Source organism: Rhodococcus sp. 4CII, from assembly GCF_014256275.1.
Classification (GTDB): domain Bacteria; phylum Actinomycetota; class Actinomycetes; order Mycobacteriales; family Mycobacteriaceae; genus Rhodococcus_F; species Rhodococcus_F wratislaviensis_A.
Map to the genome: position 1 here is coordinate 2,750,216 of NZ_JACCFE010000002.1, position 24,834 is coordinate 2,775,049.

At 64.9% G+C, this 24,834-nt stretch carries 24 protein-coding genes and 1 pseudogene; 14 read left to right on the plus strand and 11 right to left on the minus strand.

What is annotated here, in order from left to right; translation table 11 throughout:
* Positions 1-184: 184 nt before the first annotated feature.
* The 4 genes from H0B43_RS13325 (at position 185) to H0B43_RS13340 (ending at position 5,470) form a co-directional block, all read left to right on the plus strand.
* Positions 185-1,606: an MFS transporter gene (locus tag H0B43_RS13325; protein WP_185727461.1), complete on the plus strand. Its 1,422-nt coding sequence runs from the start codon at positions 185-187 to the stop codon at positions 1,604-1,606.
* 4 nt (positions 1,607-1,610) lie between these two features.
* Complete coding sequence (locus H0B43_RS13330) at positions 1,611-3,518, plus strand: FAD-dependent monooxygenase (protein ID WP_185727460.1); 1,908 nt, start codon at positions 1,611-1,613, stop codon at positions 3,516-3,518.
* Positions 3,515-4,384: an alpha/beta fold hydrolase gene (locus tag H0B43_RS13335; protein WP_185727459.1), complete on the plus strand. Its 870-nt coding sequence runs from the start codon at positions 3,515-3,517 to the stop codon at positions 4,382-4,384. Before H0B43_RS13330 ends, H0B43_RS13335 begins: the two co-directional genes overlap by 4 nt.
* Before the next feature lie 144 nt (positions 4,385-4,528).
* Positions 4,529-5,470 carry a 3-carboxyethylcatechol 2,3-dioxygenase gene (locus H0B43_RS13340; RefSeq protein ID WP_185727458.1) on the plus strand — a complete coding sequence of 314 codons (942 nt, stop codon included), beginning with the start codon at positions 4,529-4,531 and terminating at the stop codon, positions 5,468-5,470.
* Between the two features lie 321 nt (positions 5,471-5,791).
* Here H0B43_RS13340 and H0B43_RS13345 read toward each other — a convergent pair whose 3' ends face one another.
* Positions 5,792-6,808 (minus strand): AraC family transcriptional regulator, encoded by a 1,017-nt coding sequence (locus H0B43_RS13345; RefSeq protein ID WP_185727457.1) that lies wholly within the window; start codon positions 6,806-6,808, stop codon positions 5,792-5,794.
* Positions 6,809-6,910: 102 nt separating this feature from the next.
* Here H0B43_RS13345 and H0B43_RS13350 point away from each other — a divergent pair, with 102 nt between their 5' ends.
* A complete protein-coding gene (locus H0B43_RS13350) occupies positions 6,911-7,825 on the plus strand; it encodes a Xaa-Pro peptidase family protein (RefSeq protein ID WP_185727456.1) in 915 nt (304 codons plus the stop codon).
* On the plus strand, positions 7,800-8,036 hold the full coding sequence (locus tag H0B43_RS43130; RefSeq protein ID WP_397517515.1) for an AMP-binding protein: 237 nt from the start codon (positions 7,800-7,802) through the stop codon (positions 8,034-8,036). The genes H0B43_RS13350 and H0B43_RS43130 overlap by 26 nt, the downstream gene beginning before the upstream one ends.
* A gap of 153 nt (positions 8,037-8,189) precedes the next feature.
* Here the strand turns inward: H0B43_RS43130 and H0B43_RS13360 are convergent, their stop codons facing one another.
* Positions 8,190-8,393: a cold-shock protein gene (locus H0B43_RS13360; RefSeq protein ID WP_185729979.1), complete on the minus strand. Its 204-nt coding sequence runs from the start codon at positions 8,391-8,393 to the stop codon at positions 8,190-8,192.
* Between the two features lie 533 nt (positions 8,394-8,926).
* Here H0B43_RS13360 and H0B43_RS13365 point away from each other — a divergent pair.
* A complete protein-coding gene (locus tag H0B43_RS13365; RefSeq protein ID WP_252189799.1) occupies positions 8,927-9,304 on the plus strand; it encodes a MerR family transcriptional regulator in 378 nt (125 codons plus the stop codon).
* 193 nt (positions 9,305-9,497) lie between these two features.
* On the opposite strand, the gene H0B43_RS13370 is transcribed toward H0B43_RS13365, so the two are convergent.
* Entirely contained in the window at positions 9,498-10,706 is a 1,209-nt protein-coding gene (locus H0B43_RS13370; RefSeq protein WP_185727454.1) for a fatty acid desaturase, read from the minus strand.
* Positions 10,707-11,028: 322 nt separating this feature from the next.
* Positions 11,029-11,889, minus strand: a complete 861-nt coding sequence (locus H0B43_RS13375; RefSeq protein WP_252189798.1) for a hypothetical protein — start codon at positions 11,887-11,889, stop codon at positions 11,029-11,031.
* A 475-nt stretch (positions 11,890-12,364) separates the two neighbouring features.
* Between H0B43_RS13375 and H0B43_RS13380 the strand changes: the two genes are divergently transcribed.
* Together H0B43_RS13380 and H0B43_RS13385 are read left to right on the plus strand one after the other, a co-directional pair.
* Positions 12,365-12,979 (plus strand): hypothetical protein, encoded by a 615-nt coding sequence (locus H0B43_RS13380; protein ID WP_185727452.1) that lies wholly within the window; start codon positions 12,365-12,367, stop codon positions 12,977-12,979.
* Between the two features lie 307 nt (positions 12,980-13,286).
* Positions 13,287-13,673, plus strand: a complete 387-nt coding sequence (locus H0B43_RS13385) for a DeoR/GlpR transcriptional regulator (protein WP_185727451.1) — start codon at positions 13,287-13,289, stop codon at positions 13,671-13,673.
* 123 nt (positions 13,674-13,796) lie between these two features.
* On the opposite strand, the gene H0B43_RS13390 is transcribed toward H0B43_RS13385, so the two are convergent.
* Genes H0B43_RS13390 through H0B43_RS13400 form a run of 3 tightly spaced genes read right to left on the minus strand, consistent with a single transcriptional unit; the run spans position 13,797 to position 16,535 of the window.
* Complete coding sequence (locus H0B43_RS13390; protein ID WP_252189797.1) at positions 13,797-14,687, minus strand: short-chain dehydrogenase/reductase; 891 nt, start codon at positions 14,685-14,687, stop codon at positions 13,797-13,799.
* Between the two features lie 4 nt (positions 14,688-14,691).
* The gene (locus H0B43_RS13395; RefSeq protein ID WP_252189796.1) at positions 14,692-15,627 is read right to left on the minus strand and encodes an SDR family NAD(P)-dependent oxidoreductase; all 936 of its coding nucleotides are present in this window, start codon (positions 15,625-15,627) and stop codon (positions 14,692-14,694) included.
* Positions 15,624-16,535 (minus strand): alpha/beta hydrolase, encoded by a 912-nt coding sequence (locus tag H0B43_RS13400; RefSeq protein WP_185727450.1) that lies wholly within the window; start codon positions 16,533-16,535, stop codon positions 15,624-15,626. The genes H0B43_RS13395 and H0B43_RS13400 overlap by 4 nt, the downstream gene beginning before the upstream one ends.
* Positions 16,536-16,661: 126 nt before the next feature.
* On the opposite strand from H0B43_RS13400, the gene H0B43_RS13405 reads away from it, so the two are divergent.
* From H0B43_RS13405 to istB, 3 genes are all read left to right on the plus strand, one after another.
* Positions 16,662-17,279 carry a TetR/AcrR family transcriptional regulator gene (locus H0B43_RS13405; RefSeq protein ID WP_185727449.1) on the plus strand — a complete coding sequence of 206 codons (618 nt, stop codon included), beginning with the start codon at positions 16,662-16,664 and terminating at the stop codon, positions 17,277-17,279.
* A 711-nt stretch (positions 17,280-17,990) separates the two neighbouring features.
* On the plus strand, positions 17,991-19,529 hold the full coding sequence (gene istA, locus H0B43_RS13410) for an IS21 family transposase (protein ID WP_185723831.1): 1,539 nt from the start codon (positions 17,991-17,993) through the stop codon (positions 19,527-19,529).
* 53 nt (positions 19,530-19,582) lie between these two features.
* A complete protein-coding gene (istB, locus tag H0B43_RS13415) occupies positions 19,583-20,347 on the plus strand; it encodes an IS21-like element helper ATPase IstB (RefSeq protein ID WP_072816447.1) in 765 nt (254 codons plus the stop codon).
* A gap of 687 nt (positions 20,348-21,034) precedes the next feature.
* Here the strand turns inward: istB and H0B43_RS13420 are convergent.
* Entirely contained in the window at positions 21,035-21,520 is a 486-nt protein-coding gene (locus tag H0B43_RS13420; RefSeq protein ID WP_312033778.1) for a hypothetical protein, read from the minus strand.
* A 262-nt stretch (positions 21,521-21,782) separates the two neighbouring features.
* On the opposite strand from H0B43_RS13420, the gene H0B43_RS13425 reads away from it, so the two are divergent.
* Positions 21,783-22,379 carry a recombinase family protein gene (locus tag H0B43_RS13425; protein WP_185727447.1) on the plus strand — a complete coding sequence of 199 codons (597 nt, stop codon included), beginning with the start codon at positions 21,783-21,785 and terminating at the stop codon, positions 22,377-22,379.
* A gap of 166 nt (positions 22,380-22,545) precedes the next feature.
* Positions 22,546-22,698: a hypothetical protein gene (locus H0B43_RS13430; RefSeq protein ID WP_185730166.1), complete on the plus strand. Its 153-nt coding sequence runs from the start codon at positions 22,546-22,548 to the stop codon at positions 22,696-22,698.
* Between the two features lie 25 nt (positions 22,699-22,723).
* Here the strand turns inward: H0B43_RS13430 and H0B43_RS13435 are convergent.
* The 3 genes and pseudogenes from H0B43_RS13435 to H0B43_RS13445 all read right to left on the minus strand — a co-directional run.
* A pseudogene (locus H0B43_RS13435) lies at positions 22,724-22,889 on the minus strand (IS701 family transposase); the annotation flags it as partial.
* 164 nt (positions 22,890-23,053) lie between these two features.
* A complete protein-coding gene (locus H0B43_RS13440; RefSeq protein WP_185727446.1) occupies positions 23,054-23,692 on the minus strand; it encodes an HD domain-containing protein in 639 nt (212 codons plus the stop codon).
* A 634-nt stretch (positions 23,693-24,326) separates the two neighbouring features.
* Positions 24,327-24,764: a carboxymuconolactone decarboxylase family protein gene (locus H0B43_RS13445; protein ID WP_185727445.1), complete on the minus strand. Its 438-nt coding sequence runs from the start codon at positions 24,762-24,764 to the stop codon at positions 24,327-24,329.
* Positions 24,765-24,834 lie beyond the last annotated feature (70 nt).

Consider the following 24,834-nt stretch of genomic DNA (forward strand, 5'->3'; position numbering starts at 1 on the left):
CCCTCGGAGAGACTTGCGTCACCTCGAGCAGCGGCGTAGCTTCACTTCTAGACGTCTAGCATTCCAGTTGCGAATGTTTCTCTCACTCCCCTTCAGAGAAAGGAGCGGCCATGACGACCGCTTCGCGCAGGTTGATCCACGCGGCTCCGGCATGCTGCGGCCCGCGGATCGGAGAAGCCCGACCATGAGCAACACACCCGGTTCCGCGGCGAAGCCCGCACCCACCTCACCGCTACGGGTGGCGATGGCCAGCTTCATCGGCACCACGGTCGAGTACTACGACTTCTTCATCTATGGCACCGCCGCCGCACTTGTGTTCCCCGAACTGTTCTTCCCTGACGCATCCCCGGCGATCGGAATCCTGCTGTCATTCGCGACCTTCGGCGTCGGGTTTCTCGCCCGCCCGCTCGGCGGTGTCGTCTTCGGTCACTTCGGGGACCGGGTCGGCCGCAAGCAGATGCTGGTGATCTCCCTGGTCGGAATGGGCTCGGCGACAGTACTGATGGGGTTGCTGCCCGGCTACGCCCAGATCGGGATCGCCGCCCCGATCCTGCTGACCCTGCTGCGCCTGGTGCAGGGTTTCGCGGTCGGCGGCGAGTGGGGCGGGGCCACACTGATGGCCGTCGAGCACGCCCCGGCCGCGAAGAAGGGCTTCTTCGGATCCTTTTCCCAGATGGGAGCCCCGGCCGGGACCAGCGTCGCGACCCTGGCGTTCTTCGCGGTCTCCCAACTGCCCGACGAACAATTCTTCAGCTGGGGCTGGCGACTGCCGTTCCTGTTCAGTGCGGTACTGATCGTGATCGGGCTGTTCATCCGACTGTCCCTGACCGAGAGCCCCGACTTCGCCGAGGTGAAGGCGCAGAGCGCGGTGGTGCGGATGCCGATCGCCGAGGCATTCCGCAGGCATTGGAAGGAAATCCTCCTCATCGCGGGGACCTACCTGTCCCAGGGAGTGTTCGCCTACATCTGCATGGCCTACCTCGTCTCCCACGGCACCACCGTCGCGGGCATCAGCCGCACCTTCGCGCTCGCCGGGGTATTCGTCGCAGGCATCGTCGCCGTCATCCTCTACCCCGTCTTCGGTTCCCTCTCCGACACATTCGGCCGCAAGACGATGTACCTGCTCGGAGCCGTGGCCATGGGGGTGGTGATCGGTCCGGCGTTCGCGCTGATCAACACCGGCAACCCCTGGCTGTTCATGGCCGCTCAGGTACTGGTCTTCGGGATCGCGATGGCGCCCGCCGCCGGAGTCACCGGGTCGTTGTTCACGATGGTCTTCGACGCGGACGTGCGCTACAGCGGCGTCTCGATCGGTTACACCCTCTCGCAGGTCGCGGGCTCGGCATTCGCACCGACGATCGCCACCGCCCTGTATGCCTCTACCAAGTCCAGCACCTCGATCGTGACGTACCTGCTGATCGTCTCGGCCATCTCGATCGTCTCGGTGATCCTGCTGCCCGGCGGATGGGGCCGCGCAGGCGCCGCCCACCAACTCGTTCGCGACCGGGCGGCCTCCATCTCGAACACGGTTGACGCCGAGACATTTTCGACTCCGACAGTCCTCGATGCGGACAGCGCAGAGACCCTGCGCGTCCTCGACAAGTGAAGTGATGACAGACATGAGTGAACACGAGCTCACCTCCTACGACACCGACGTCGTGATCGTCGGACTCGGCCCCGCCGGTGGCACAGCGGCACTCGCCCTGGCCACGTACGGACTGCGCGTCCACGCCATCTCGATGTTCCCCTGGGTGGCGAACTCGCCGCGCGCGCACATCACCAACCAGCGCGCCGTCGAAGTACTCCGCGACCTGGGAGTCGAAGACGAGGCACGCAAGTACGCGACGCCGTGGGACCAGATGGGTGACACCCTGTTCACCACGAGTCTGGCGGGCGAGGAAATCGTCCGATTGCAGACCTGGGGAACGGGCGACAACCGGTACGGCGACTACCTGTCCGGCAGCCCGTGCACGATGCTCGACATCCCTCAGCCGCTGATGGAGCCGGTGCTGATCAAGAACGCCGCCGAACGCGGTGCGATCATCAGCTTCAACACCGAATACCTCGACCACACCCAGGACGAGGACGGGGTGACCGTGCGGTTCCGTGACGTCCGTTCCGGCACCGAATTCAGCCAGCGTGCTCGATTCCTGCTCGGCTTCGACGGTGCGCGCTCGAAGATCGCCGAGGAGATCGGGCTCGAATTCGAGGGTGAACTCGCCCGCGCCGGTACCGCCTACGTTCTCTTCAATGCGGACCTGAGCAAGTACGTCGCGCACCGGCCGAGCATCCTGCACTGGATCGTCAACTCCAAGGCCGGGTTCGGGGAGATCGGCATGGGCCTGCTGCGGGCGATCAAGCCGTGGGACCAGTGGATCGCCGGCTGGGGCTTCGACATGGCGAACGGCCAGCCCGACGTCTCCGACGACGTTGTCCTCGAACAGATCCGGACCCTCGTCGGCGACCCGGACCTGGACGTCGAGATCGTCTCGCGCTCCTTCTGGTACGTCAACCAGCAGTACGCCGAGCACTACCAGTCCGGTCGGGTGCTGTGCGGCGGCGACGCCGTGCACCGGCACCCCCCGAGCAGCGGACTGGGATCGAACACGTCCATTCAGGACGCGTTCAACCTGGCGTGGAAGATCGCGTTCGTCGTCAAGGGATACGCCGGAGACGGCCTGCTCGAGTCCTATTCCTCCGAGCGGGTCACGGTCGGCAAGCAGATCGTTGCCCGCGCCAACCAGTCCCGCAAGGACTACGCCGGGCTGCGCGAATGGTTCGCCCCCGGCGGCGACGATCCGGTCGCGGCCGGGCTGGCGAAGCTGAAGGAACCCTCGCCCGAGGGCGTCGCCCTACGCGAGCGACTGTACGAGGCGCTGGAGCTCAAGAACACCGAGTTCAACGCCCACGGCGTCGAACTCAACCAGCGCTACATCTCCTCCGCGGTCGCCCCCGACCCCGAGGCGGGCGACGAACAGTGGACCCGAGACCGACAGCTGTACCTGCAGGCCACCACCCGGCCTGGCGCGAAGCTCCCGCACGCGTGGCTGGTCGGCGCCGACGGCACCCGCATCTCCACCCTCGACGTCACCGGCAAGGGGATGATGACCCTGCTCACCGGACTCGGCGGCCAGGCGTGGAAGCGCGCCGCCGCCAAACTCGATGTCCCCTTCCTGCGGACCGTGGTCGTCGGCGAACCCGGCACCATCGACCCCTACGGTTACTGGCGGCAGGTCCGCGACATCGACGAGGCCGGCGCTCTTCTCATCCGTCCCGACGGCTACATCGCATGGCGGCACAGTGCCCCCGTCTGGGACGACAGCGAAGCGCTCGTGAGCCTCGAGGACGCGCTCACCGCAGTCCTCGACCGCACGTCGGGCCCCGGCGAGTCGACCGCGGCGGCCACCGATGAACCGCAGTACAACACCCAGGCGGTGCCGATCACCGTCCCGCACGCCACCCCCGCGGACGCCGAACCCGCCTCCGCCACAACCATATTCGAGGGAGAGAACCGATGACCCGCCCGTACACCAGCGTCTGGAACGACCTGAACCAGGTCGAGTTCAGCCAGGGCTTCATCCAGGCCGGCCCATACCGGACCCGGTACCTGCACGCCGGCGACACCTCCAAGCCGACACTGATCCTGCTGCACGGCATCACCGGCCACGCCGAAGCGTACGTCCGCAACCTGGCCGTGCACGCCGAGCACTTCAACGTCTGGGCGATCGACTTCATCGGGCACGGCTACTCGACCAAACCCGACCACCCCCTCGAGATCAAGCACTACATCGACCACGTGCTGCAGTTCATGGGCGCGATCGGCGTGGCGAAGGCCTCGTTCTCCGGCGAATCACTGGGCGGGTGGGTCACCGCCCAGTTCGCGCACGATCACCCGGAGAAGGTCGACCGGATCGTGCTCAACACCATGGGCGGAACCATGGCCAACCCGAAGGTGATGGAACGCCTCTACACCCTGTCCATGGAGGCGGCGAAGGACCCCAGCTGGGAACGCGTGAAGGCGCGCCTGGAATGGCTCATGGCCGACCCTGCCATGGTCACCGACGACCTGATCCGCACCCGGCAGGCGATCTTCCAGCAACCGGACTGGCTCGAGGCCTGCGAGCTGAACATGGCCCTGCAGGACCCGGAAACCCGCAAACGCAACATGATCACCGACGCCACACTCGAAGGCATCACCGTCCCCGCGCTGGTGCTGTGGACCACCAAAGACCCCTCAGGCCCCGTCGACGAAGCCAAGCGCATCGCCTCCCACATCCCCGGCGCGCAGCTCGCCATCATGGAGAACTGCGGGCACTGGCCGCAGTACGAGGACGCCGACACCTTCAACACGTTGCACCTGGACTTCCTCCTCGGCCGTAGCTGATATAGACCCCGGGTCGGTGCCCGCCCCCTGGAACCCGGCAGGCACCGGCCCGGATCCCACGTCTCGCCACACTCACCACCCCAGTCCCTTCCGCGACCCAGCGGCGAAATCGAGGACTGAAGACAGCTCGAGGAGAAACCACCGATGCCCGTAGCGCTGTGCGCGATGTCGCATTCCCCCCTGATGGGACGAAACGACCCCGCCCAAAACGTGATCGACGACGTCGATGCCGCATTCGACAACGCGCGTACCTTCATCGCCGACTTCGCCCCCGACCTGGTGGTCATCTTCGCCCCAGACCACTACAACGGAGTTTTCTACGACCTACTGCCCCCGTTCTGCATCGGCGCGGCAGCACAATCGGTCGGCGACTACGGCACCGAAGCCGGCCCACTCGACGTCGACCGCGACGCCGCCTGTGCTCTCGCCCGCGAAGTCCTCGCCAGCGGCGTCGACGTCGCATTCTCCGAACGCATGCACGTCGACCACGGCTTCGCCCAGGCCCTGCAACTGCTCGTCGGTTCGATCACCGCGGTCCCCACCGTGCCGATCTTCATCAACTCCGTCGCCGAACCCCTCGGCCCCGTCAGCCGCATCCGGTTGCTCGGCGAGGCCATCGGCCGGGCCGCAGCCCAGCTGGACAAGCGGGTGCTGTTCGTCGGCTCCGGCGGACTCTCCCACGATCCGCCGGTACCGCAATTCGCCACCGCACCTTCAGAGGTGAAGGACAAGCTCATCGACGGCCGCAACCCCACCGCCGAGGAACGCCACGCCCGTGAACAACGGGTCATCACCGCCGGCCGCGACTTCGCCGCCGGAGTAGCCACCATCGCGCCGTTGAACCCGGAATGGGATCAGCGCCTGCTCGACGTGCTCGCCTCCGGCGACCTCACACAGATCGATTCCTGGACCAACGACTGGTTCGTCGAACAGGCCGGGCACTCCTCCCACGAAGTACGTACCTGGATCGCCGCGTACGCGGCCCTCAGCGCCACCGGGAAGTACCGCGTCACCTCCACGTTCTACCGTGAGATCCCGGAATGGATTGCAGGCTTTTCGATCACGACCGCGCTCCCTGACAAGTAATCCCGTCGAAAATCGATATGGTGTGCAAGACACAGATGCGGCCGGGTTCGCGCCTCAGGTCCACCTGGCCGTGAATCACCGCAGAGGGATGGTTACCCGGACCGGGCCCTACCATCGATAGATGGGCCGTCGTGTTGTGCTTCGTCAAACCCGCACTCGCTCTCGCGAACGCCTCGAGAGCGTTCGGGTTCCCTGACCTGTATCACCGGTTCTCCAGCGGGTGGAACGAGCCACCCAACTCTCGGCCGCCGTCCGGGTAAGCACCGGCTCCGCACGGAGCTGGTGCTGGAGATCGCGCATCACCTCGGGCGGGTCCCCTTGCTACGCCATGAGTGCTCCAGATCCGGCTGCTGCCCGTACCGCGGTGGGACTTACACCGAACCACCGCCGACATGAGCGTGTCAGGACACTCTGCTCGCTGTAGCCGAGGAGTCCAGCGACCTGGCTCAGCGGTAGGTGGGTGTCGCGGAGATACCGCTGCATCTCATCCTTGCGGACCTCCTCCACGAGTTCGCCGAAACTGGTGCCGTGCGCCGCGAGATTACGTTGCAGGGTGCGCGGATGGACCGCGAGATGATCGGCGACCAGTTTGATATTGAGTCCGCCCGTGGAGATCATGCGCCTGATGAGGTGACGGACGGAGCCGTCGAGCTGGGTGTCCTCCGGGGCGGCGATCGAGTCCAGGTAGTCCTGAACGACCTGGTGAACCGCGGAGTCCGCGTCCAACCGTTGAGCCAGTACCTCTTGGTCGAACAGGAAGCCGGTCGAATCGGTCCCGAAGTCGACCGGGCATCCGAAGTAGGCGGCGTAGTTGGCTACGTCCTCGGCTGGCTGATGGCGGAAACTGACGGCATACGGCGTGAAGTCCTGCCCGGCCAGCAGGCGGAAGATCTGCACTGACACGCCGATGCCGAGCTCGGCTCCCTGCCGATGCGGGGGAATCCGTTCGGCGACGATCCGCCAGTCGAACCAGGCGTGCCGGCGGCCTGGCCGCGGGTCGATCGTCACCCGTAGCGCGGGGCTGTAGACGGCCAGATAGCGCGTGATAGCGCTGGCTGCGGCGGCGACCGTCGGTGCCGTGCGCGCGGCGACACCCACCGGACCGAGGATCTCGAGGCCCTGCCGCTGTGCCAGCCGCCGCCCGAAGTCCGGCGTCCCGGTGGCCTGTGCAGCGAACTCGAGGACCGTGATCACGCTGCGGTAGTCGATGAAACTGTCGTGGTCGCCGACCGCCTCGGCGCGCAGCCGAGCACGGGCCAGGAGCGCCGACGGATCCACACCCAGCTCGGTGACGAGCTCGGCAAATCCTTTCAGCGATGTGCCCCTGATCACGGTCATGTCGCCAACTGTCAAATCAATGTCGCCTTTTGTCAAGACCTGACGGCCGCGTCGCGTCGACGATGGAAGTCCCAAGATGTTGTCACCGGAAGGGACGAGCAGATGACCAGAGAACAGTTCAGCGCAGCCGAACTGGAGGAGTTCAAGGCCGCGCAGCGGCTGGCCTACGACGCCACGGCCGCGATCGAGAAGGAGCTCTTCGAGGGCATGACCGAGCGACAGGCCGCCACGATGTTGGAGGACTGGCTCGGTGCCCGCGGCGTCACCCGGTTCTTCCATTACGGCTTCGCCTGGTTCGGCGACCGCACCCGCTTCGCTGGCTTCGCGAAGCCGTCGGGCAACGGTGTCAAGGATCTGCTCAGCCCGAAGATGGCGCATTTCGGCAAGCAGTTCCTGCCGACCGACCGGCCGCTTCGTCGGGGTGACGCCGTGATCCTCGATGTCGGTCCGATCTCGGGGAGGGCGGCCTCCGACATGGGCTACTCGTGCACATTCGGCGAGCCGACGGACGAGTTCCATCAGGCGCGGATGGCCCTTGCGCCGTACCGCAGCCGGATCCTGGAGATGGTGCAGGCAGGAGAAACGCGTGGCGCGATCTACAAGGAGGTCGACGCGATCATTGCCGACCAGGGCTACGAGAACGTGCACTCCTACTACCCGGGCGGCGTCCTCGCCCACAGGGTCAGCCGGATCCGTGGGCTCGGACTCCCGACGTTCCGTATCAAGAACTTCAGCGCGCAAGCGGTGGCCTACTTGACCGGCGAGATGGTCGAGGGGATCGTCCGCCCGTCGAACCACGACAAGCCCCTGTGGAACAGCGAGTCCGACCGTCCCTGTGAGCCGGGCCTGTGGGCTATCGAGCCGCACATCGGGAAGGGCGACATCGGCGTCAAGTGGGAAGAACTCCTCGTGGTGACCGAGGACACCGCCTACTGGCTCGACGAAGACCTCCCGCACGTGCGCTACTGGGCCGAGCACGGCGTCATGACCGATCCGAAGGCCGCAGACACCGCATGAACCCCGCAACCAACCTTCTCGAGACGGCTCGGCGCATCCGGACCGGGTCGCCCTCAGGCTCGATGACGTGACCCTGACCTACGCCGACTTCCAGGCGCAGACCTGCTGGGCGGCGGGACTGCTCCGAACTGCTGGCATCGGCATCGACGACCGCGTCGGGTTGTCGATGCTGCCGAACAACTGCAGGTTCCAGGCTCGGTGTCACCTCTGAGTGCGTCCGACCTGCGGGTTCTCGCTGCCGGCACAGTGCCTGATTCTCACAAACTTGTCGGAAATCCTCAGATCGGTCGCTATCTCGTTAGCCGATCCTCACCCGGCTAACGAATGAAGGACCGCACCCACCGGATGCGGTCCCGCAGACTGGTTAGACAGCCCGCACATTCGTGGCCTGCGGGCCCTTCTGCCCCTGGCCCACCTCGAACTCCACACGCTGGTTCTCATCGAGCGACTTGAAACCACCGCCCGAGATCTCCGAGTAGTGCACGAAGACATCCGGAGTTCCGTCGTCTGGTGCGATGAAACCGAAGCCCTTCTCACTGTTGAACCACTTCACAATGCCCTGCGCCATGCCGATACTCCCTACAACCTCGATCCGGGCACTCACATCGAATTCCCGATCTCGATACCGCTGATCCTGCCACCCGTAGAACCGCGCCTCGACGATCGCACCGGATCCCAGCCAAACGGACATACTCCACGTCGCCTACTACGACTCCCGACTTCGTCCGTCCCGGTCATCGATCATCGAGAGCCGGACCGGAGACGGGACCCTCCGCCGACGTCGACGGAACCAACGTCCCTGCCTGTTCGAAGGAAAATCCCTGGTCGACTCAGTCCACAAATTCTTCAGTGGTCAATGTAGACATTGACGTTTCGGCGTTGTAGAGTCTCTCTCGTCGCAAGGAAAGATTTCAGAAGGTGCGGGAGGGCACGAACTACCCGCAGAGCACTACCGCAAGACAGGGATGTGCCGGGACAAAGGGTTGATTGAGTGTGTGGCCCCGGCAATTTCCGACTGGGCAGCAGAAGGGCCCGTGCAGTGAATATGGAAGTGTAAACCCCTCCGGCCCCCGGTGCCTCACGGCGCCGGGGGCCCTGACCATGTACAAGGTGTCACCCATTCAGCAAGATTCGCCCGACCGCGGCCCGGCCGCGAAGTTCGACGACGAGGACTACCCGGCCTACAGCATGGGCCACGCCGCCGAGATCCTCGGCGTGACACAGGCATTCCTTCGCAGCCTCGACGCCGCGAAGCTACTGACCCCCGGACGCTCGGAGGGCGGGCACCGCCGCTACTCCCGATACCAGCTCCGTCTCGCCGCCCGCGCCAGCGAACTGATCGACCAGGGCACCGCGCTCGAGTCCGCGTGCCGCATCATCATTCTCGAAGACCAACTCGCCGATGCCCGCCGCATCAACACCGAACTCCAGCACACCCACCCTCCCGTGACGGGCGGGCCCAGCCCCGCACTGAGCTGAAACACCCCGCCTGGGGCGAACGCCTGTCGAGGTCTGTTGAGTGCGCGTATCGCCGAGAAGGTCGCTGATCAAAGGTGAGCGAGCCGACGCCGCTCGCTTGCGGTACCCGCCCCGAGGTCTCTGGGGGTCGAACGTGACGGAACCCGGAGTTGGGGTCGGGTCACATCTGCGGACATCCCAGCGCCGTGACGTGTCAGACTCCCGCACGAGCGCGCAGCGCTGTCAACAGCCCGCGGCGGTTGCCCGTGACCGGATCGATCTGCGGGCGCGGGTCGGTGAACTTGCGTTCCGACGCCGTCTCGGGTGCGTCGTCGGCGGTCGCCGTGAGGAACGTGTTCGGCAGTGCCAGCTTGGCGATGGTCCGCCACGACTGGAAGTACTGCACCGGCAGCGAACCCGACGTGTAGGGCAGGTCGTATTTCTGGGCGAGTGCCTTCACCCGCACGGAGATTTCCCGCAGGCGGTTGCTCGGCAGGTCCGGGAACAGATGATGCTCGATCTGATAGCAGAGGTTGCCACTCAGAAACTCCAGGACAGGGCCGGCCTCGAAGTTCGCGCTACCCAGCATCTGTCGTAGGTACCACTGGCCCCGTGTCTCGGTTTCGAGGTCCTCCTTCGTGAACTTCTCGGCGCCGTCAGGAAAATGACCGCAGAAGATCACGGTGTTCGTCCATACGTTGCGGATCATGTTCGCCGTCAGGTTCGCGGTGAAGGTGGTCAGGAACGCCGGACCGGTGAGCGCCGGGTAGACGAGGTAGTCCTTGAGCACCTGGCGGCCGACCTTCCCGAGCACGTCGCGGAGTTTGCGCTCGAACTCCTCGCGATCGACGCGGCCTGTAACAACCTTGCCGAGCTCGAGATGCTGGAACGCCACGCCGTACTCGAAGAACAGCTGCAGCACCAGGTTGTAGACCGGGTTGCCGACGCTCAGCGGCGTCCACCGCTGATCGCGAGTGACCCGCAGCAGGTCGTAGCCCACGTCATCGTCCATTCCCACCACGTTCGTGTACTTGTGGTGGATGTAGTTGTGGGTGTGCTTCCAGTGCTCCGACAGGCCGGCGATATCCCATTCCCACGACGACGAGTGGATCTCCGGATCGTTCATCCAATCCCACTGACCGTGCAACACGTTGTGCCCGAGTTCCATGTTCTCGATGATCTTGGCGATGCCGAGCATCGCGGTGCCCGCAAGCCACGTCGGTGGGAACAGGCTCGCGAACAATGCTGCACGCCCACTGATTTCGAGTGACCGCTGCAGCCGGATCACGTTTCTGATGTACCGGGCATCACGCTCGCCGCGCGAGGCTTCGATGTCGCGGCGGATCGTGTCGAACTCGATCCCGACCGCTTCGACATCCGCCTCGGTCAGGTGGGTGTACGTCGTGACATCCGAAATCGCCATAAGGTTACGCTATCGTAGGTTACGTAACGGTAGGTTACGTGCAGATGAGAGGTGAGTTAGCTCGGCAATCGCCCCGGGACGCTCCTCAACCGCACTCGGTCGGCATCCCGCGTGGAACGGATACGGCTTGTCGACCAGGACCGCAACCCGTTCTTCATGCATGGTTATGCCGAGATTCTGGTGTCCGACTCCGATCGGTGGCCGGTCGCTCGAATCGTTCGGCCGGCCCCTGTTAGGCCCGCGACCTCGACCTTGCCTCGACCGCGCCTCGGTGAGGTCGCAGATGCCCATCGCTGACCGGTCACCGATCTTTCTCCGGAGCTCAGACTCGTACCCAGCGGTCGTCGTACCGTCGCCACAAGGCTGGCTCGTCGTCGACGTGAGCGACCTCGCTGTTCAGCCACCACGTCGCGTCCGGGTTCCAACCGGCCAGGACCGTAGCCCCCTCGTTGTCTGCCAATGGGATTGCGAGACCGGGTGTGGTCAGGTAGCCGTGCAAAGTGAGGTGCACGGCGTCGTAGTCGTCGGCCACCGCAACCCAGTCAGGAATGCACCAGTCGTGATACTCCCCGGTGGTGTCGAACCAGTCGGAGCGCTTGGACTCGGGCACGGCCAAGGGATACGCGTCGACCAACCGCGCCCAGTCCGTCGGATTCGTGATCTCGTACACCCGCGGTGTGCGGCGGATCGAGACCGGCCAGACCCGCGCTTCGTCCCCGCCGAACGAGTCCTCCTCCAGCAGCAATTCCAGTGCGCCCACGCCCTCCCGCGCCCGGCTGGTCACCAAGGCGGCACTGGGTAACGGTGTCGACCACCATTCACCACCGATGGCGTTGTCCGGACGCTCGATTCGCCAAGTGCGAAACCGTGCTTCATCCGCGAGGACGTGGTCACGCCAATGATCGAGGCCGACAGCTGTACTGCGGTACGGCATCGTCGATTCCGGCCACTCCTCGTTCGAAGGCAGATGGCCAACCATCCGCTGGTTGTCGAGGTCGACCGGCTCAGCCCACCACCGGATAAGCGGTGAGTCCAGAAAGGCGGCAGCGACCGGATGCAAAGCCGCCACGGTAGCCGGCGTGGCGAACATGACGTCCTCCTCGTCCGGCGGTTGCCAGTACCGTGCCCAATCCGTCGCGAACGCGAGAGCGTCGAGTAGGTCCAGTTCGGACAGCCCCGACATGGCTCGAACATCGACTGCCTCGATTACCTCGAGCAGGTCCGCAGGCGTTCGGGGACGGCAATGCTCGGCCGCTCGCTCGTCCGTACTGCACATGTACGCGACGTTCGCGCAGAAAAATCGCCCGCGTGGTGACGCGAGAACGAGAGTGACCCGGTCCATCACTGAACGCTATCGAACCCGCCTCGAAAGCGGATCCGCCACCGACCCATTCGTCGTAAAATCCCGACGCCACAGTTCGCGAGACCCTGCAGAAGTCGCTACGCAGCCAGTGGTGCACATCGGCGGCTCGGTTCGAGTACCCGAATACTCTGCGCAGGGCCTGGTCGCTCGAACACACTGATACGCACCAGCAGCGTGACTCAGGTAGAACGAGGATCGGTGGCCTGCGATGGATACTGACAGCACACCAGAGCCCGAGAACGGGCCGGACGCCCGGCCACCCGCCCCGGCGCCGACCTCGGACACATCGGAACCAGTGACGGCGTCAACCGGGAGCCTGGAACGCGATATCCGCGCCGCGAGCCGCACCGGCCGCTACGCCCTGGCCACCGCCCTCTGCGCAGCAATCGTGTCCAGCGCCGTCTCGGCCGGATCAGCCGTCTATGTCAGCAGAAACGAGTTGGTGAGAAACGAGACCGTCGCAGTAGCCAAAGAGGTGCGAGAGAACCGGCAAAGGGTCTACGCGGATCTCATGACCGGCGTCATCGAGTACCTCGAAGGACTCGGATACGTCAAAGGGACGCTGATGAGGAATCCTCCCGATCGGGAAACTGTCCGGGCGGCATTCGACGACCTCTCTGAGAAGGGAGAGGCGGCAATCAAGACCGTCAACATGGTCTTCCTGGTGGGGAGCATGCAGCTCATCCCGACACTCGACGAGTTCACAAATCCCTACAATTCCTTCGTCAACGAACAGGTGAATCCCTTCGTTCTCCGCAACTTCGGAGGCGCCAGCGACGTCACCGACCCCGATGGACTACTGCGCGATGGCCCTGGATTGATCGCCGAGATCGACCGGATCGTCGCAGTGACCGGGGATTTCTTAGGGAACTTCGTCGTGCGGGGGCGCGAGGACCTCGAAACCGGCTGAACCGTGACATGCACCCGCCGATGCATGATCGCACCGGTCTGCAGCCCGTTGGACTTCGTCTCGGCTGGTTTCCGCCGAGACGGAGCAGAGCCATGAAGCTGGGACTGGCCCGCACAGAACCCGATCGAAGCGGTCATGCGGCGACTGAACGTGGTACCGGCGCCGCTGCTCGAAACGCAGAGGGCGTTACCCTGTCCCCGCCTGGGCATGGTGACCACACCCACTCGAGCGGTCGCGGTGTCATGGCAGATAGGGGTTCCGGCAGTAATGGCGCAGAAACCAACGAAGTTCGCGTAGCGCCTGGTCGGTGGGGATTTCTCGGTTCGTCGCCCTGATCTCCACCGGCGGGCAGTATTACCAGTGGTGCGATGCCTACATGGGGGCAGTGACCACCGCCGCGCTGCAGAGCCTGCGCCGACGTCTTCTTCATGTCGACCCCCGCCATCGTGACGACGTCTGCTTCCACCAGCATCACGAAACAGTTCAGGTGAAGCGGGCGATGTTCGAGGCCGCCCAGAAGCGGGTGCTGTACGCCGACCACACCAAATTCGACCAACGCGCACTCCACGCCATGGCACCCCTATCCGATTTCGACACCGTGATCGTCGATTCGGCAACCAACCGGGACCATCTCGACCGACTCCGCGACGCCGGCATCCACATCGTCGTCGCCAAGACTCGACTTCGACACTGACACTGGCAATGTCAGTTGGGGTCGCCGTAGCATCGGCCGAATTTTCGGGCGGATATGACGTAGCCCGCCGGTAGGCACCGGCTTTCGCATTCGACGGGCGTGCCGGGGCCTGTGGTGCTTGGCTTACCCGCCGATCGGATCGCCATCGCTGATCGCAGCACGGGCCCGGGCTCGTGTTTCGAGTTGGCCGAGCATTGCCTTCAGTCGTGTATTGCGTTCGAGTGATCGGTCGATCAGCGGGTTGACGATGCCTCGAAGCGCCGAGATCGGCTGCCAACGCCGGGGAACCATGATGCGTGCCGACCGGTTCTCGATTCCGGTGACCATCCGGCCGGCGACGACCTCGGGTTCGATCGCGGAGGCAAGGAACTTGGGATAAAGCTGTTCGCGCATCGCGGTGATCAGATCGTTGTCCCCGAACGCGGCACGGGCGATGGGAGTCCGAACCCAGCCCGGATAGAGAACGCCGGCCGTGGCCCCGTGAATAGCCAGTTCGGTGCGCAGTGCTCGGCCGAACTGTTCGACCCCCGCTTTCGCCATGGCGTATGGCGCGTTGACAGTGCCGTTGAAGTACGCGTAGACCGAGGCCGTGACCAGGACGTGGCCGCGAGCGGCGATGATGTGCGGCAACGCCGCGTACACGGTGCGCCACACGCCGAGCAGATCGATCTCGACCACTTTCTCGAACATGGCGGGATCGATGGTGGCGATGGTCGCCGGTGGATCGGCGGCGATGCCGGCGTTGGCGACGACCACATCGAGGCTGCCGAATCTGGCCACGGCCTGTTCGACGATGTCGCGGAGTCCGTCGGTGTCGGTGACGTCGACGGCCAGTGGTAGGACGCGGGTGTCGCCGAGTCGGGCGGCGACCTTGTCGACAGCGTCCTGGTCGAGATCGGTGAGCACGGTGTTCGCACCGCGGGCGTGCAGTGCGGCGACGCTTGCGGCGCCGATCCCTCCTGCGGCACCGGTGATCAGGACGGTTTTACCGGAAAGACGCATTTTTGTGGGCATGGATTCAGACGCTCTCGTTCGGGGCGGCAGGACGAGGTGCCGCTACTTTCATGGAACCGCTCGCGGGGACGGTGGCGTACCGGTCGACGGCGGTGCGGTCGCGCCACCCGGTCGGGTCGGCCAGTTCGATCGCGCGGACGACGCTGCGGCGGTCGAATGACCGATCGACCACCGGGCGTAGCAGCCCGGGGAATTTCGCCATCAGCATATTGGCCCGCGGCGCAACGATCACCTTGGCACGTTTCTCGATCCCGGCGAGAATGGCATCGACCACGGTCTCGATGGGGATCATCTTGAACAGGCCCTTTTCGTTGCCGCCCCAGAGTTCCTGACCGGCGGGATCGGCAACGACGTCGTCCATCAAGGTGGTGCGGAAGAAGGTGGGGTGGGCGCTGCCGACACCGACGCCGAGGTGGCGCACCTCGAGTCGGATGCTGTCACACATCGCCCAGACTCCGGCCTTGCTCGCAGTGTAGGAACCCTGCAGCGGAGAGTGCCCGAACGCAGCCAGCGAGGAAATCGCGAGTAGGTAACCGCCGTGCGCACTCACGTGTGGGAGTGCGGCGCGGAAGGTGCGCCAGACGCCGGTGAGGTTGATGTCGATGACTCGTTCGAACCCGGCCGGGTCCAGTGTCGCCATGGGCGCCATCGTGTCGATTCCCGCACCCGCGATCACGACATCGAGACGCCCGAAGTGCTCGGCCGCTTCCGTGAGCGTGGCCTCCAAGCTCGACAGATCGCGCACATCGGCGCGCCAGCCGCGGGCCACCGTTGTCGATCCGAGCGAACTGGCCTGCGCCCCGGCGAGGTCGGCATCGAGATCGAGCAGGGCAAGGTTCGCGCCGCAGGCCCGCAAAGCGGCGGCGAGTGCAGTGCCGAGGCCGCCGGTGGAACCGGTGATGGCGACGGTGCGCCCGGTCAGGGGATAGCGGGGCATCATGTGTGGTCCTTCGCATCCGAAGGTGTGGGCGGTACGTGCGTGGCCAGGAACCGGATCTGGTCGGCGACGACTCGTTCGAACGCCTCACCGACGTAGATATCGAAGTGGCCTTCGGAGTACAGCCGGATCTCACCCCGAGGGGCTGTACGGGCGTGGCGCAGTGTCGCTTTCGCGGGTGCCACTGAATCGTTCTCGCACACGGCGAACAGGATCGGGCACCGCACGTTGCGTGCGGCGCGGCCGGGAATGCGGAATGGGACAGCCAATGCGATCCGAGCTGCGACCTCGTTGGTGAATGCCATGCCCTGCGGCACCAATGCCAGATAACCGGGCTGTGCGTCGGGTGCGCTCATCAGCGCCGTCGAGCCCGCAGGCCCCGAAGTGGCAACCAGCAACGGATCTTTGCCCCATCTGGCACCGATGCTGTCGGCCACGCCGCGGGCGGTGACCTTCATCGAGGCCAGCGGCGGCATCGCGAGCACCGAAGCCGGCCCGTCTGTGAACGGACACTGCGCGATCACTGCGGCAATGTCGTCGTCGCATGCCGCGACGGCGATGACATGCCCGCCACCGAACGAGGTCCCCCACAACACGATTCGACTTCCATCAACCGAATCAAGGGATCGAACGAAATCGATGGCGGCCCGCCAGTCGTCGCGCTGACGATCGATGTCGAGCAACTGCCGCGGCTCACCGTCGCTGTCGCCGAAGTGGCGGTAGTCGAACACCAGGCATGCATACCCCGCGTCGGTGAATCGCGCGGCGAAGGCGTCGAGGCGCATGCCACGAACGGCCCCCAGACCGTGCGCCATCACGATCACCGGCGCAGGCTCCCCCGAGGGTAGATACAGCCACGCGGCGCACTTGACACCACCTGACGAAAACCGCAGGTCGAGACGTTTTCCCATGCCCGTTCACTCCTTTGCACTGGCGAGCCACTATGACCGCCGTCACTCACTGTATGGAATCCATTCCAAAAATGGAAGGCATTCCAACAATGGGATCGAATCCAGCTGTGCGTCTATAGTGGAAGCATGACTACGGAGGGCTTGACCCGGACGACACGGCGTGCGGCGGCGAACTCCCGCGCCATCGTCGACGCCGCGGAAGAACTGATCCTCGAGGTCGGCTCCGACGCACTGACATTGGACGCAGTCTCCGCACGGGCCGATGTCGCGGTCCAAACGATCTACAACCGGGTCGGCGGTCGCTCGGCGCTTCTGATCGCAGTCGCAGAGCGCGCGTTCGAGGAGAACCGTCAGTACATGGACGCTGCCTACGCCGCCCCCGGCACACCGATCGAAAGGGTGTTGCGGGCCGCCGAGGCGTACACCCGCTTCGCCGTCGAACGACCACACCAATTCCGACTGCTCGCCGATCCACCGAACGAGCCCAACGCACTCGCCCGCGTCGCAGACCTCATCGAAGAACAAAACACCAAACTCGCCACAGCGATCTCCGACGGCATCGCCGACGAGACCATCCCCGCCCACATCGATCCGACGATGACCGCCACAGTGCTCTGGGCAGCATGGAACGGAATCCTCGCCCTGCGATGGCGCGCGGATCGACTCCGAGCCGACGACACACAGATCCAAGGACTCGTGGCCACCATGGCCCAGATCGTCATCAACGGGCTCACCAAGGACTGATGAGGTCGACCCCGGCACACCCAGGTCACCTTCGGCTCCCCAATCGCGGACAGCGCAGAGCGCTGTGGCCTGGTCGGATCGACAGAACAGCCGTATCGAGGCTGCGCAGCAGGGGCGTCGCGACGAGGATCGCGAATGGCGTACTGGCTACCACTCGATGACGGCGCCACGCGAGTTCTCGGGGATTGCAGGTGGCGGTTTACTTGCGGGCTTCTACGAGGGAGTGTGCGAGCGCGGGTAGCACGGTGCCGGTCGGTGTCAGCCCTGCCGCGGTGAGGCTGCGCCACACCGGAGAACAGTGGTCCGCGACTCGGATATGAGAGTCATGACAGCTCCCTATTCTGGTAGCGGACGGAATGCGTGCCTCCGATTCTCGTCGTCTGCGCCGTGATTTGTCTGACGATTGGGCGCGGTGTCCGGCCGAGGGAGCGCGCCAGACGCCTGGTATCGGAGCACAGGCACACTTCAGACCGTGCGCGTACTCCATGATCGTGTTCGGTGACCGTTCACCGTCGGTCAGGTGTCAGCGGTCATGTAATTCCCCAGGTTGAGGGGTTCGGCCGTCACGTAATTCCCCACCCTGCCGTCACGTAATTCCCCACCCTGGGGCGTGTCGGCCGGGGTTCGGGTGCTGCTGCAGGTTCGCTCCTGACTGGGCCATCGACAACGGGCCCGGGAAGGGGCCTGACGGTGGCAAGGAGAACGTGGACGATGACCGATCTGATGGAGTTGTTCCGGCACTGGCATGCCGGCCGGTCCCAGGTGCAGATCTCGACGGCCCTGGGGATCGACCGCAAGACGATCCGGAAATACCTGGCACCCGCGTTGGCGGCGGGGCTGGCGCACGGCGAGGGCGGGAAGTTCGACGAGGCCCTCTGGCGGGAGCTGATCTCGGGGTGGTTTCCGGAGGTCGGCGACCCGTCGGCGAGGGCGGTGACGTGGCCGGCGATCGCCGCGCACCACGACTGGATCAACGGGCAGCTGACCGCGTCGGTGACGGTCGCGACGATTGCGCAACGCCTACGTGACGACCACGGCGTCGCGGTGTCCGAGTCGACGGTACGTCGTTATGTGGCAGCGCGATTCGCCGATCAGGTGGCGGAGACGAAGGTGACGGTGCCCCGTGGCCCGGTCCCGCCCGGCGACGAGGCCCAGGTCGACTACGGCAAGCTCGGCATGTGGCGGGATCCGGCCACCGACCGTCGGGTGGCGGTATGGGCGTTCGCGATGATCCTGACCTGCTCGCGGATGCTGTTCGTCCAGCCGGTGCTGCGGATGGACCAGACCTCGTGGTGCGCCTCGCACGTCGCGGCGTTCGAGCTCTTCGGCGGCGTCCCGGCCCGGATGGTGTGCGACAACCTCAAAACCGGGGTCGACCGGCCGGACCTGTACGACCCGAAGATCAACCGCGCCTATGCCGAGCTCGCCCGGTTCTACGGGCTGTTGATCGACCCGGCTCGCGCCGGCAAGCCGAAGGACAAACCGCGGATCGAGCGTCCGATGCCCTATATCCGCGACTCGTTCTTCAAGGGCCGGGAGTTCACCTCACTGGCGCAGATGCAGGACGCCGCCCTGGCCTGGTGCACCGATGTCTACGGCCGGCACCAGCACCGCGGTCTCGACGGAGCGCAGCCGACAGCGGTGTTCGAGGCCATCGAAAAGCACCGTCTCACACAGCTTCCACCGCGACCATTCGAACCGGTCCTCTATCAGGCCGGGAAGGTTGCCCCGGACTGTCATGTCAAGGCCGGCAAGGCCCTGTATTCGGTGCCCTGGCGGCTGATCGGCCAGCAGGTGCTGATTCGCACCAGCGGCGACGTGGTGCAGATCTTCCATACCGAGCAGGTGGTCGCCACCCACGTGCTGCACCTGTCGGGGCGGTCGACGAACCCCGAGCACTACCCGCCGCACAAGATCGCCTACACACTGCAGACCGTGTCCTGGTGCAGGGCGCAGGCCGAGCAGATCGGTCCCGGCGCGGTCGCCGTGGTCGCCGAGTTGTCGCAGGTAAACGCGTTGCATCGGCTGCGGGCGATCCAGGGCATCGTCCGGCTGCGGGACCGCTACGAGGATCGGCGCCTGAATGCGGCGTGCGCCCGTGCCCTCGAGGTCGGGGACCCCAGCTACCGCACCGTCAAGGGCATCCTCGCCGCCGGCACCGAACACGACGGACAGCCCGCCCCGGCCGCCGCGCCGGCGCCGGCGTTCCTGCGCGGACCCGACGCCTTCGACGCCGAACGCACCGCCTGATCTCGACTCCACCCAACTGTCCTGCAATCACGTTGAACCAGGAGGTTTCTGTGATGACCATTCATGATCCCAGCCTGCGTGCTGCACTGAAGACATTGAAGTTGACCGGGATGCTCGACACGCTCGATGCCCGGCTCGCCCAAACCCGGGACGGGCAGCTCGGACACCTCGAATTCCTCCAAGTGCTGTGTGAGGACGAAATCGCCCGCCGGGAAACGGCGGCGCTGGCCCGCCGGCTGCGGCGGGCCAGGTTCGAGCAACAGGCCACGTTCGAGGACTTCGATTTCACGGCGAACCCGAAACTCCCGGCGGCGATGCTGCGGGACCTGGCCGCCCTGCGCTGGCTCGACGCCGGCGAGTCGGTCATTCTCTACGGACCCGTTGGGGTCGGCAAAACCCATGTGGCACAAGCACTCGGGCATCATGTCGCCCGCCGCGGTGGGGACGTGCGTTTCGTCAAGTGCTCCCGCATGCTTGCCGACCTCGCCGGTGGCCATGCCGACCGCACCATCGGTCAGCGGATGCGCGAATACACCCGTCCGCTGGTGTTGATCATCGACGACTTCGCGATGCGCGAGCACACCACCACCCAGTCGGATGACCTCTACGATCTCGTCTCCGACCGGGCGATCGCCGGCAAACCGCTGATTCTGACGAGCAACCGCGCCCCGAAGGACTGGTACCCGCTGTTCCCGAACCCGGTCGTCGCCGAGTCGCTCCTCGACCGGCTCATCAACACCAGCCACCAAACCCTGATGGACGGACCGTCCTACCGACCCCGCAAACGACCCGGACATCGCACCGCCGGCGCAACCTGATCCGCACCCCCACCCGCTCGGGTTACCCTCGACTCAGCACGCCCGAGCATGGGGAATTACGTGACGGACACCCCTGGGGAATTACGTGACGGTCGACAGTCAGGTACACCAGATACCACTGAATCGGCGCGATACAGCCGCGTCGCCATCGCCAAGCCCAACACAGTCGCTGGGGCCATACCGCTAGCCGATCCTTGAAGGGACGGCGAATCAGCGGTGTCACCCGCGCGGTATGACGACCTGATTGCGGTCCACGCAAGCGAGAACGTAGACGCTCGGTGCCGACTAACCTGGGGTTATGGAGCACTACGTACGCAAGGAACCGATCCCGTACGTGTCAGAGACTGTGCCCGACTCGAGGCGCTGGTTCCAGAGGATGACGTTTCAAGACCTCCTGCGTGGCCTCCGAGGGCTACTCCCTGACCGGAAACCGAGCTCCTATTCCTCGGTCTCGCCTCGGCGCATGGACGGCTCTCATACTGACATTTTTCCTTTCAACAGCAGTGGCGGCGGTGTAGGCGGCGGACTATAGCGCCTGCGGCACAGAACCCGTCGCCTGTCGCGGATCGACTTACGGGAAGAACTCCGGCTGCGGTCAGCACTCGCTGGGCGCCAAGATCGTCCCGGTGACGGTTGGGCTTGCGGGCGACGGATCGCTAAGGATCGCTCTAGTCACCGATATCGGCACTACGGGACTTCAAAGTTGCCGAGCCCCGGGTGGACCAGCATCTTGTAACCCCACAAGCCGTAAGGGACGACCGTGTCGACGTCGGCGACCGCGACAACCGTGCCGCGGCCGGTGATCGCCGTTGCGGGAGCGTATCGGCACCAATCCTCCGGCGCGATGGGCCGCGTGTAGTCCCGCTCCACGATCTGGAGCGCGGCGGTGCCGACGACACCGGTACTCAGATTCCGCCAATTCACCATCACGTCGACGCAGTAGGCCCAGTTCGCTGCAGGCTCCGTTGCGAAGGTCACCACGCCGGGTGGACCCATCGTTGCCGACGGCGACACGGTCGTCACCGGCGGCAGGTTCCAGCACGGAAACGTACTGCCCAGGCATCCCACGACGAACCGCACCGGGACCTGGAACACCGTCGTCGTCGCCTGGCTCGGAGGCGGGTTCGCCGTCGCGACGGCGGCCGAGCAGAGGGGAAGGACGAGGATAGCCACGGATCCCACGACCCAGGCGACGGACGACCGAAGAATCGCAGAACAGCGCATATCGCGCCCCTCCAACGTTGACACTGTCCCGACCCTGCTGCAGGTCAGCGTACTCGTGAGTACGAACACCTATCGGAGAACGGAATGGTGATCCACCAGCGGAGCAGTAGCCATCGGGAGCGGTTCTAGTCGCACTCGTCGATGATGTTTGACCGTTGATTTCCAAGCACCACGCCTTCGGCGTTGTGTGTCCGAGAGATTGGAATCAGCGATGTACATCGGATATGCACGAGTATCCACCGATCAGCAAGACCTAACCGCACAGCAGCAGGCTCTGCTGGCACTCGGGGATTCACCGGAACGGATCTACGTCGATCACGGCTTGACCGGAGCCAATCGCCAGCGGCCCGGCCTGCAGAACGCGCTTGCAGCCTGCCGGAACACCGACACCCTCGTGGTGACCAAGTTGGATCGCCTGGCTCGTTCGTTGCCGGATGCCCGGGACATCGTCGACGAGCTGACTGCTCGGCACGCGTGCCTGCAGATCGGGGCCGCGTTGCACGATCCCACCGACCCGGTCGGCCGCCTGTTGTTCAACGTCCTGGCAATGGTCGCCGAGTTCGAAGGCGACCTGATTCGGGCACGAACGAGGGAGGGGATGCGGATCGCGAAGGCGAAAGGATACCTCAAGGGCAAGAAACCGAAGCTCAACCCACGGCAGGAAGGACACCTCGTCGAGCTGGACGCGTCAGGCGAGTACTCGACCGCCGAACTCGCCGATCTGTTCTCGGTTGGTCGGTCGACGGTGTACCGGGCGATCAAACGCGCCCGCCGACCTCGCGACGGCTCCTCGGAAGCCAGTGCCTAGCGATTCCCGCACAGTGGGAACGTCCGCCGGCCCCCGCCGCACCGGCGGACGTTCGCTATCGGACGTGCCGATTCCTTTCGCCTGCTTACACTGTTGTGATGAGCGCGCGCGCCGAGACCGATCCTGTCCGACTGGCATGAGTTGGTTGATGCGTGAGGACCAGCGAATGGTGGAAAAACTTCTCCTGCAGGGCGTTATCACCCTCGCCGAGGCACGTCGGCTTCGGACACCATCTGCTCAGGATCCGTTTCTCCGGGACGCCGTCGACAACCTCCTGATGGATCTGTCCGGCTACCCCCGGGTGGTCAACACATGCTGATCGGCTACGCACGCGTCTCAGCAAAGACCTCACCGGCGCGCTCGGCCGGCGTCCACCCGTTCCCGCGTTCCAGAGTGGGCCAAACCGGCGACGCACTCACGCACCCGGGACCTCGGCTCCGACCGCGCGAACCGGCGGGACACACGCTCGTGCAACGCTTCCAGCTCCGCAACAACCAAATCGACGTCCACCCAACAAGTATCAGCTACGTGCCAAGCAAGTGCCGTTGCAGTACTGGGCGGTTCGTTACCGTCCAGCATGCGAGGCCAGTCAATGGGGGAACCCGCATCGTGAAACACGGCGGCGCACTTTATAGAGAGTCACGAACGGCGACGTTCGGACGAGGCACGAGTTCTCACTCCGCCCACGCGTTCGATTCGATTATCTTCACGAAGTCGTCGCGGACGAACCCTGGAAGAAAGTGGCCCAGAACGTCGGCATTGACGGTCCCGAAGGTCGTGCCGGGCCGATCCTTGAATCCCTCTGTGAACGCGGCCAGAATTCGCCGCTTGAAATCAGGCCGAGGATGAGCATCGGTCACTGCATCGATCACACTCTGTTCGAGATCGTGATATCCGATCCCGAGCACATCGGTCTCCACGCCGGCCGCCACCAGTGCCACCTCAGGCTCCATGAACTCGGGAATCCCAGGCGTGGTGTGGAGGGCGATCGAGGTCCACACCCGCCGCACGACGTCGTCGGGAAGACCCTGGGAGGCAAGGAATCGAGCAGCTTCGTCGGCCCCGTCGACCTCGAACCGCTGATCGGTGCGGCGGTACTGCTCCGTCAGGCCTAGATCATGAAACATCGCTCCCACATACAAGAGTTCCGGATCCGGAACGATCCCCCGTTGTTGCCCCTGCAACATACCGAACAGGTAAACGCGGCGGGAATGATCGAACAGCAGTGGCGGGGCGGCGTCGCGGACCAACTCGGTCGCCTCCGAGACAAGTTTTGTATCGGGAATCATTACTCCAGCAATGGTTTCGGTCATTGTTGCTCTCCTCACTCATCCGGCGGCACGGTTGCCCTGGTCCGTGAACTCAGAATGTCGCAACCCCAGCCTGCGCGCCACGTCCTTTCTGCCACGCTGTCCTCAAATCCAGACAAGGACTGCGAAACCGAGTCACCGAATCGCGTCGCCGTACCCGCGTTCGTCAGCGTCATCCTGCTTGACGGCGCGGCTCGGGCTAACTTTCCGAACGAAGGAACTGCTACCTCAGGACCCCGAGACGGAGTCCGCAGGCGTGGGCATACGCTATGTCGGCGAGTGCGAGTATCCGTTCCCGGACAACAGTTTACGAGGCTCTCTGCGCGACGCGATGCCCAGCTTGGAATATACGTTGTGCCGGAGCCACTCGACAGCGCGGGAACTGACGAACAACAGGCCACCGATCTCAGGGTTGCGATGTGAGCTTCCTGGGCCGTGAGCTCGACAACGTTCTCGATCGTACGCGTGCGCGCCTTCTCTCCGGTAGCCAGAAGCCCAGCAACGCTGATTTTCCGATCCCGGGGCCCCGCGCAACACGAGCGTGCCGCTGCGCCCCGATCGTGTCTCGCGGAGCAGCCGATCCGGCGTCCGGCACTCGGACGTCCTGCCCAACAACATCAGCTCACCGAACCAATGCTTACGGCGCAACCGGGTAGTGGCTGGTGATCGCGACTCGGTTCCAGGCGTTCATCACGGTCGCGAGCCAGCTGACCGCGGACACCTGTGCGTCGTTGAGGGAGCCGTCATCCCAGGTTCGCCGTTCCGGAACGGCGAGGGAGGTGACCTGTTCGGCGAGAGCGAGCGCCGCGCGCTCCTGATCGGTGAAGTACTGCGACTCCCACCACGCCGCGAGGACCGCGAGTCGATCCGCAGTCTCTCCCTTGGCAAGAGAGTCGCGGGTGTGCAGACGAAGGCAGAACGCGCAGCCGTTGAGTTGAGAGACGCGGATCTTCACCAATTCCACGAGGAGCGGGTCCACTCCCGCCGCGTCCAGGGCGGCCCTCACCTCGGTGTCCAGCTTCATCAGACTCTGGTACACGGACGGGTGCTGCTTACCGAGATTTACGCTGGTCATTGTCTTCTTTCCGAGCAGATGGGCCGATCGCCGGGGACGGGGCCGATGGTTGTAGACGGGATCGAATGGT

Excerpts from the sequence above, each read along its gene's own strand:
- H0B43_RS13325 (WP_185727461.1), top strand. The coding sequence starts at position 185 with ATGAGCAACACACCCGGTTCCGCGGCGAAGCCCGCACCCACCTCACCG.
- H0B43_RS13330 (WP_185727460.1), top strand. The coding sequence starts at position 1,611 with ATGACAGACATGAGTGAACACGAGCTCACCTCCTACGACACCGACGTC.
- H0B43_RS13335 (WP_185727459.1), top strand. The coding sequence starts at position 3,515 with ATGACCCGCCCGTACACCAGCGTCTGGAACGACCTGAACCAGGTCGAG.
- H0B43_RS13340 (WP_185727458.1), top strand. The coding sequence starts at position 4,529 with ATGCCCGTAGCGCTGTGCGCGATGTCGCATTCCCCCCTGATGGGACGA.
- H0B43_RS13345 (WP_185727457.1), bottom strand. The coding sequence starts at position 6,808 with ATGACCGTGATCAGGGGCACATCGCTGAAAGGATTTGCCGAGCTCGTC.
- H0B43_RS13350 (WP_185727456.1), top strand. The coding sequence starts at position 6,911 with ATGACCAGAGAACAGTTCAGCGCAGCCGAACTGGAGGAGTTCAAGGCC.
- H0B43_RS13360 (WP_185729979.1), bottom strand. The coding sequence starts at position 8,393 with ATGGCGCAGGGCATTGTGAAGTGGTTCAACAGTGAGAAGGGCTTCGGT.
- H0B43_RS13365 (WP_252189799.1), top strand. The coding sequence starts at position 8,927 with ATGTACAAGGTGTCACCCATTCAGCAAGATTCGCCCGACCGCGGCCCG.
- H0B43_RS13370 (WP_185727454.1), bottom strand. The coding sequence starts at position 10,706 with ATGGCGATTTCGGATGTCACGACGTACACCCACCTGACCGAGGCGGAT.
- H0B43_RS13375 (WP_252189798.1), bottom strand. The coding sequence starts at position 11,889 with ATGTCGGGGCTGTCCGAACTGGACCTACTCGACGCTCTCGCGTTCGCG.
- H0B43_RS13390 (WP_252189797.1), bottom strand. The coding sequence starts at position 14,687 with ATGCCCACAAAAATGCGTCTTTCCGGTAAAACCGTCCTGATCACCGGT.
- H0B43_RS13395 (WP_252189796.1), bottom strand. The coding sequence starts at position 15,627 with ATGATGCCCCGCTATCCCCTGACCGGGCGCACCGTCGCCATCACCGGT.
- H0B43_RS13400 (WP_185727450.1), bottom strand. The coding sequence starts at position 16,535 with ATGGGAAAACGTCTCGACCTGCGGTTTTCGTCAGGTGGTGTCAAGTGC.
- H0B43_RS13405 (WP_185727449.1), top strand. The coding sequence starts at position 16,662 with ATGACTACGGAGGGCTTGACCCGGACGACACGGCGTGCGGCGGCGAAC.
- istA (WP_185723831.1), top strand. The coding sequence starts at position 17,991 with ATGACCGATCTGATGGAGTTGTTCCGGCACTGGCATGCCGGCCGGTCC.
- istB (WP_072816447.1), top strand. The coding sequence starts at position 19,583 with ATGACCATTCATGATCCCAGCCTGCGTGCTGCACTGAAGACATTGAAG.
- H0B43_RS13425 (WP_185727447.1), top strand. The coding sequence starts at position 21,783 with ATGTACATCGGATATGCACGAGTATCCACCGATCAGCAAGACCTAACC.
- H0B43_RS13430 (WP_185730166.1), top strand. The coding sequence starts at position 22,546 with ATGGTGGAAAAACTTCTCCTGCAGGGCGTTATCACCCTCGCCGAGGCA.
- H0B43_RS13440 (WP_185727446.1), bottom strand. The coding sequence starts at position 23,692 with ATGACCGAAACCATTGCTGGAGTAATGATTCCCGATACAAAACTTGTC.
- H0B43_RS13445 (WP_185727445.1), bottom strand. The coding sequence starts at position 24,764 with ATGACCAGCGTAAATCTCGGTAAGCAGCACCCGTCCGTGTACCAGAGT.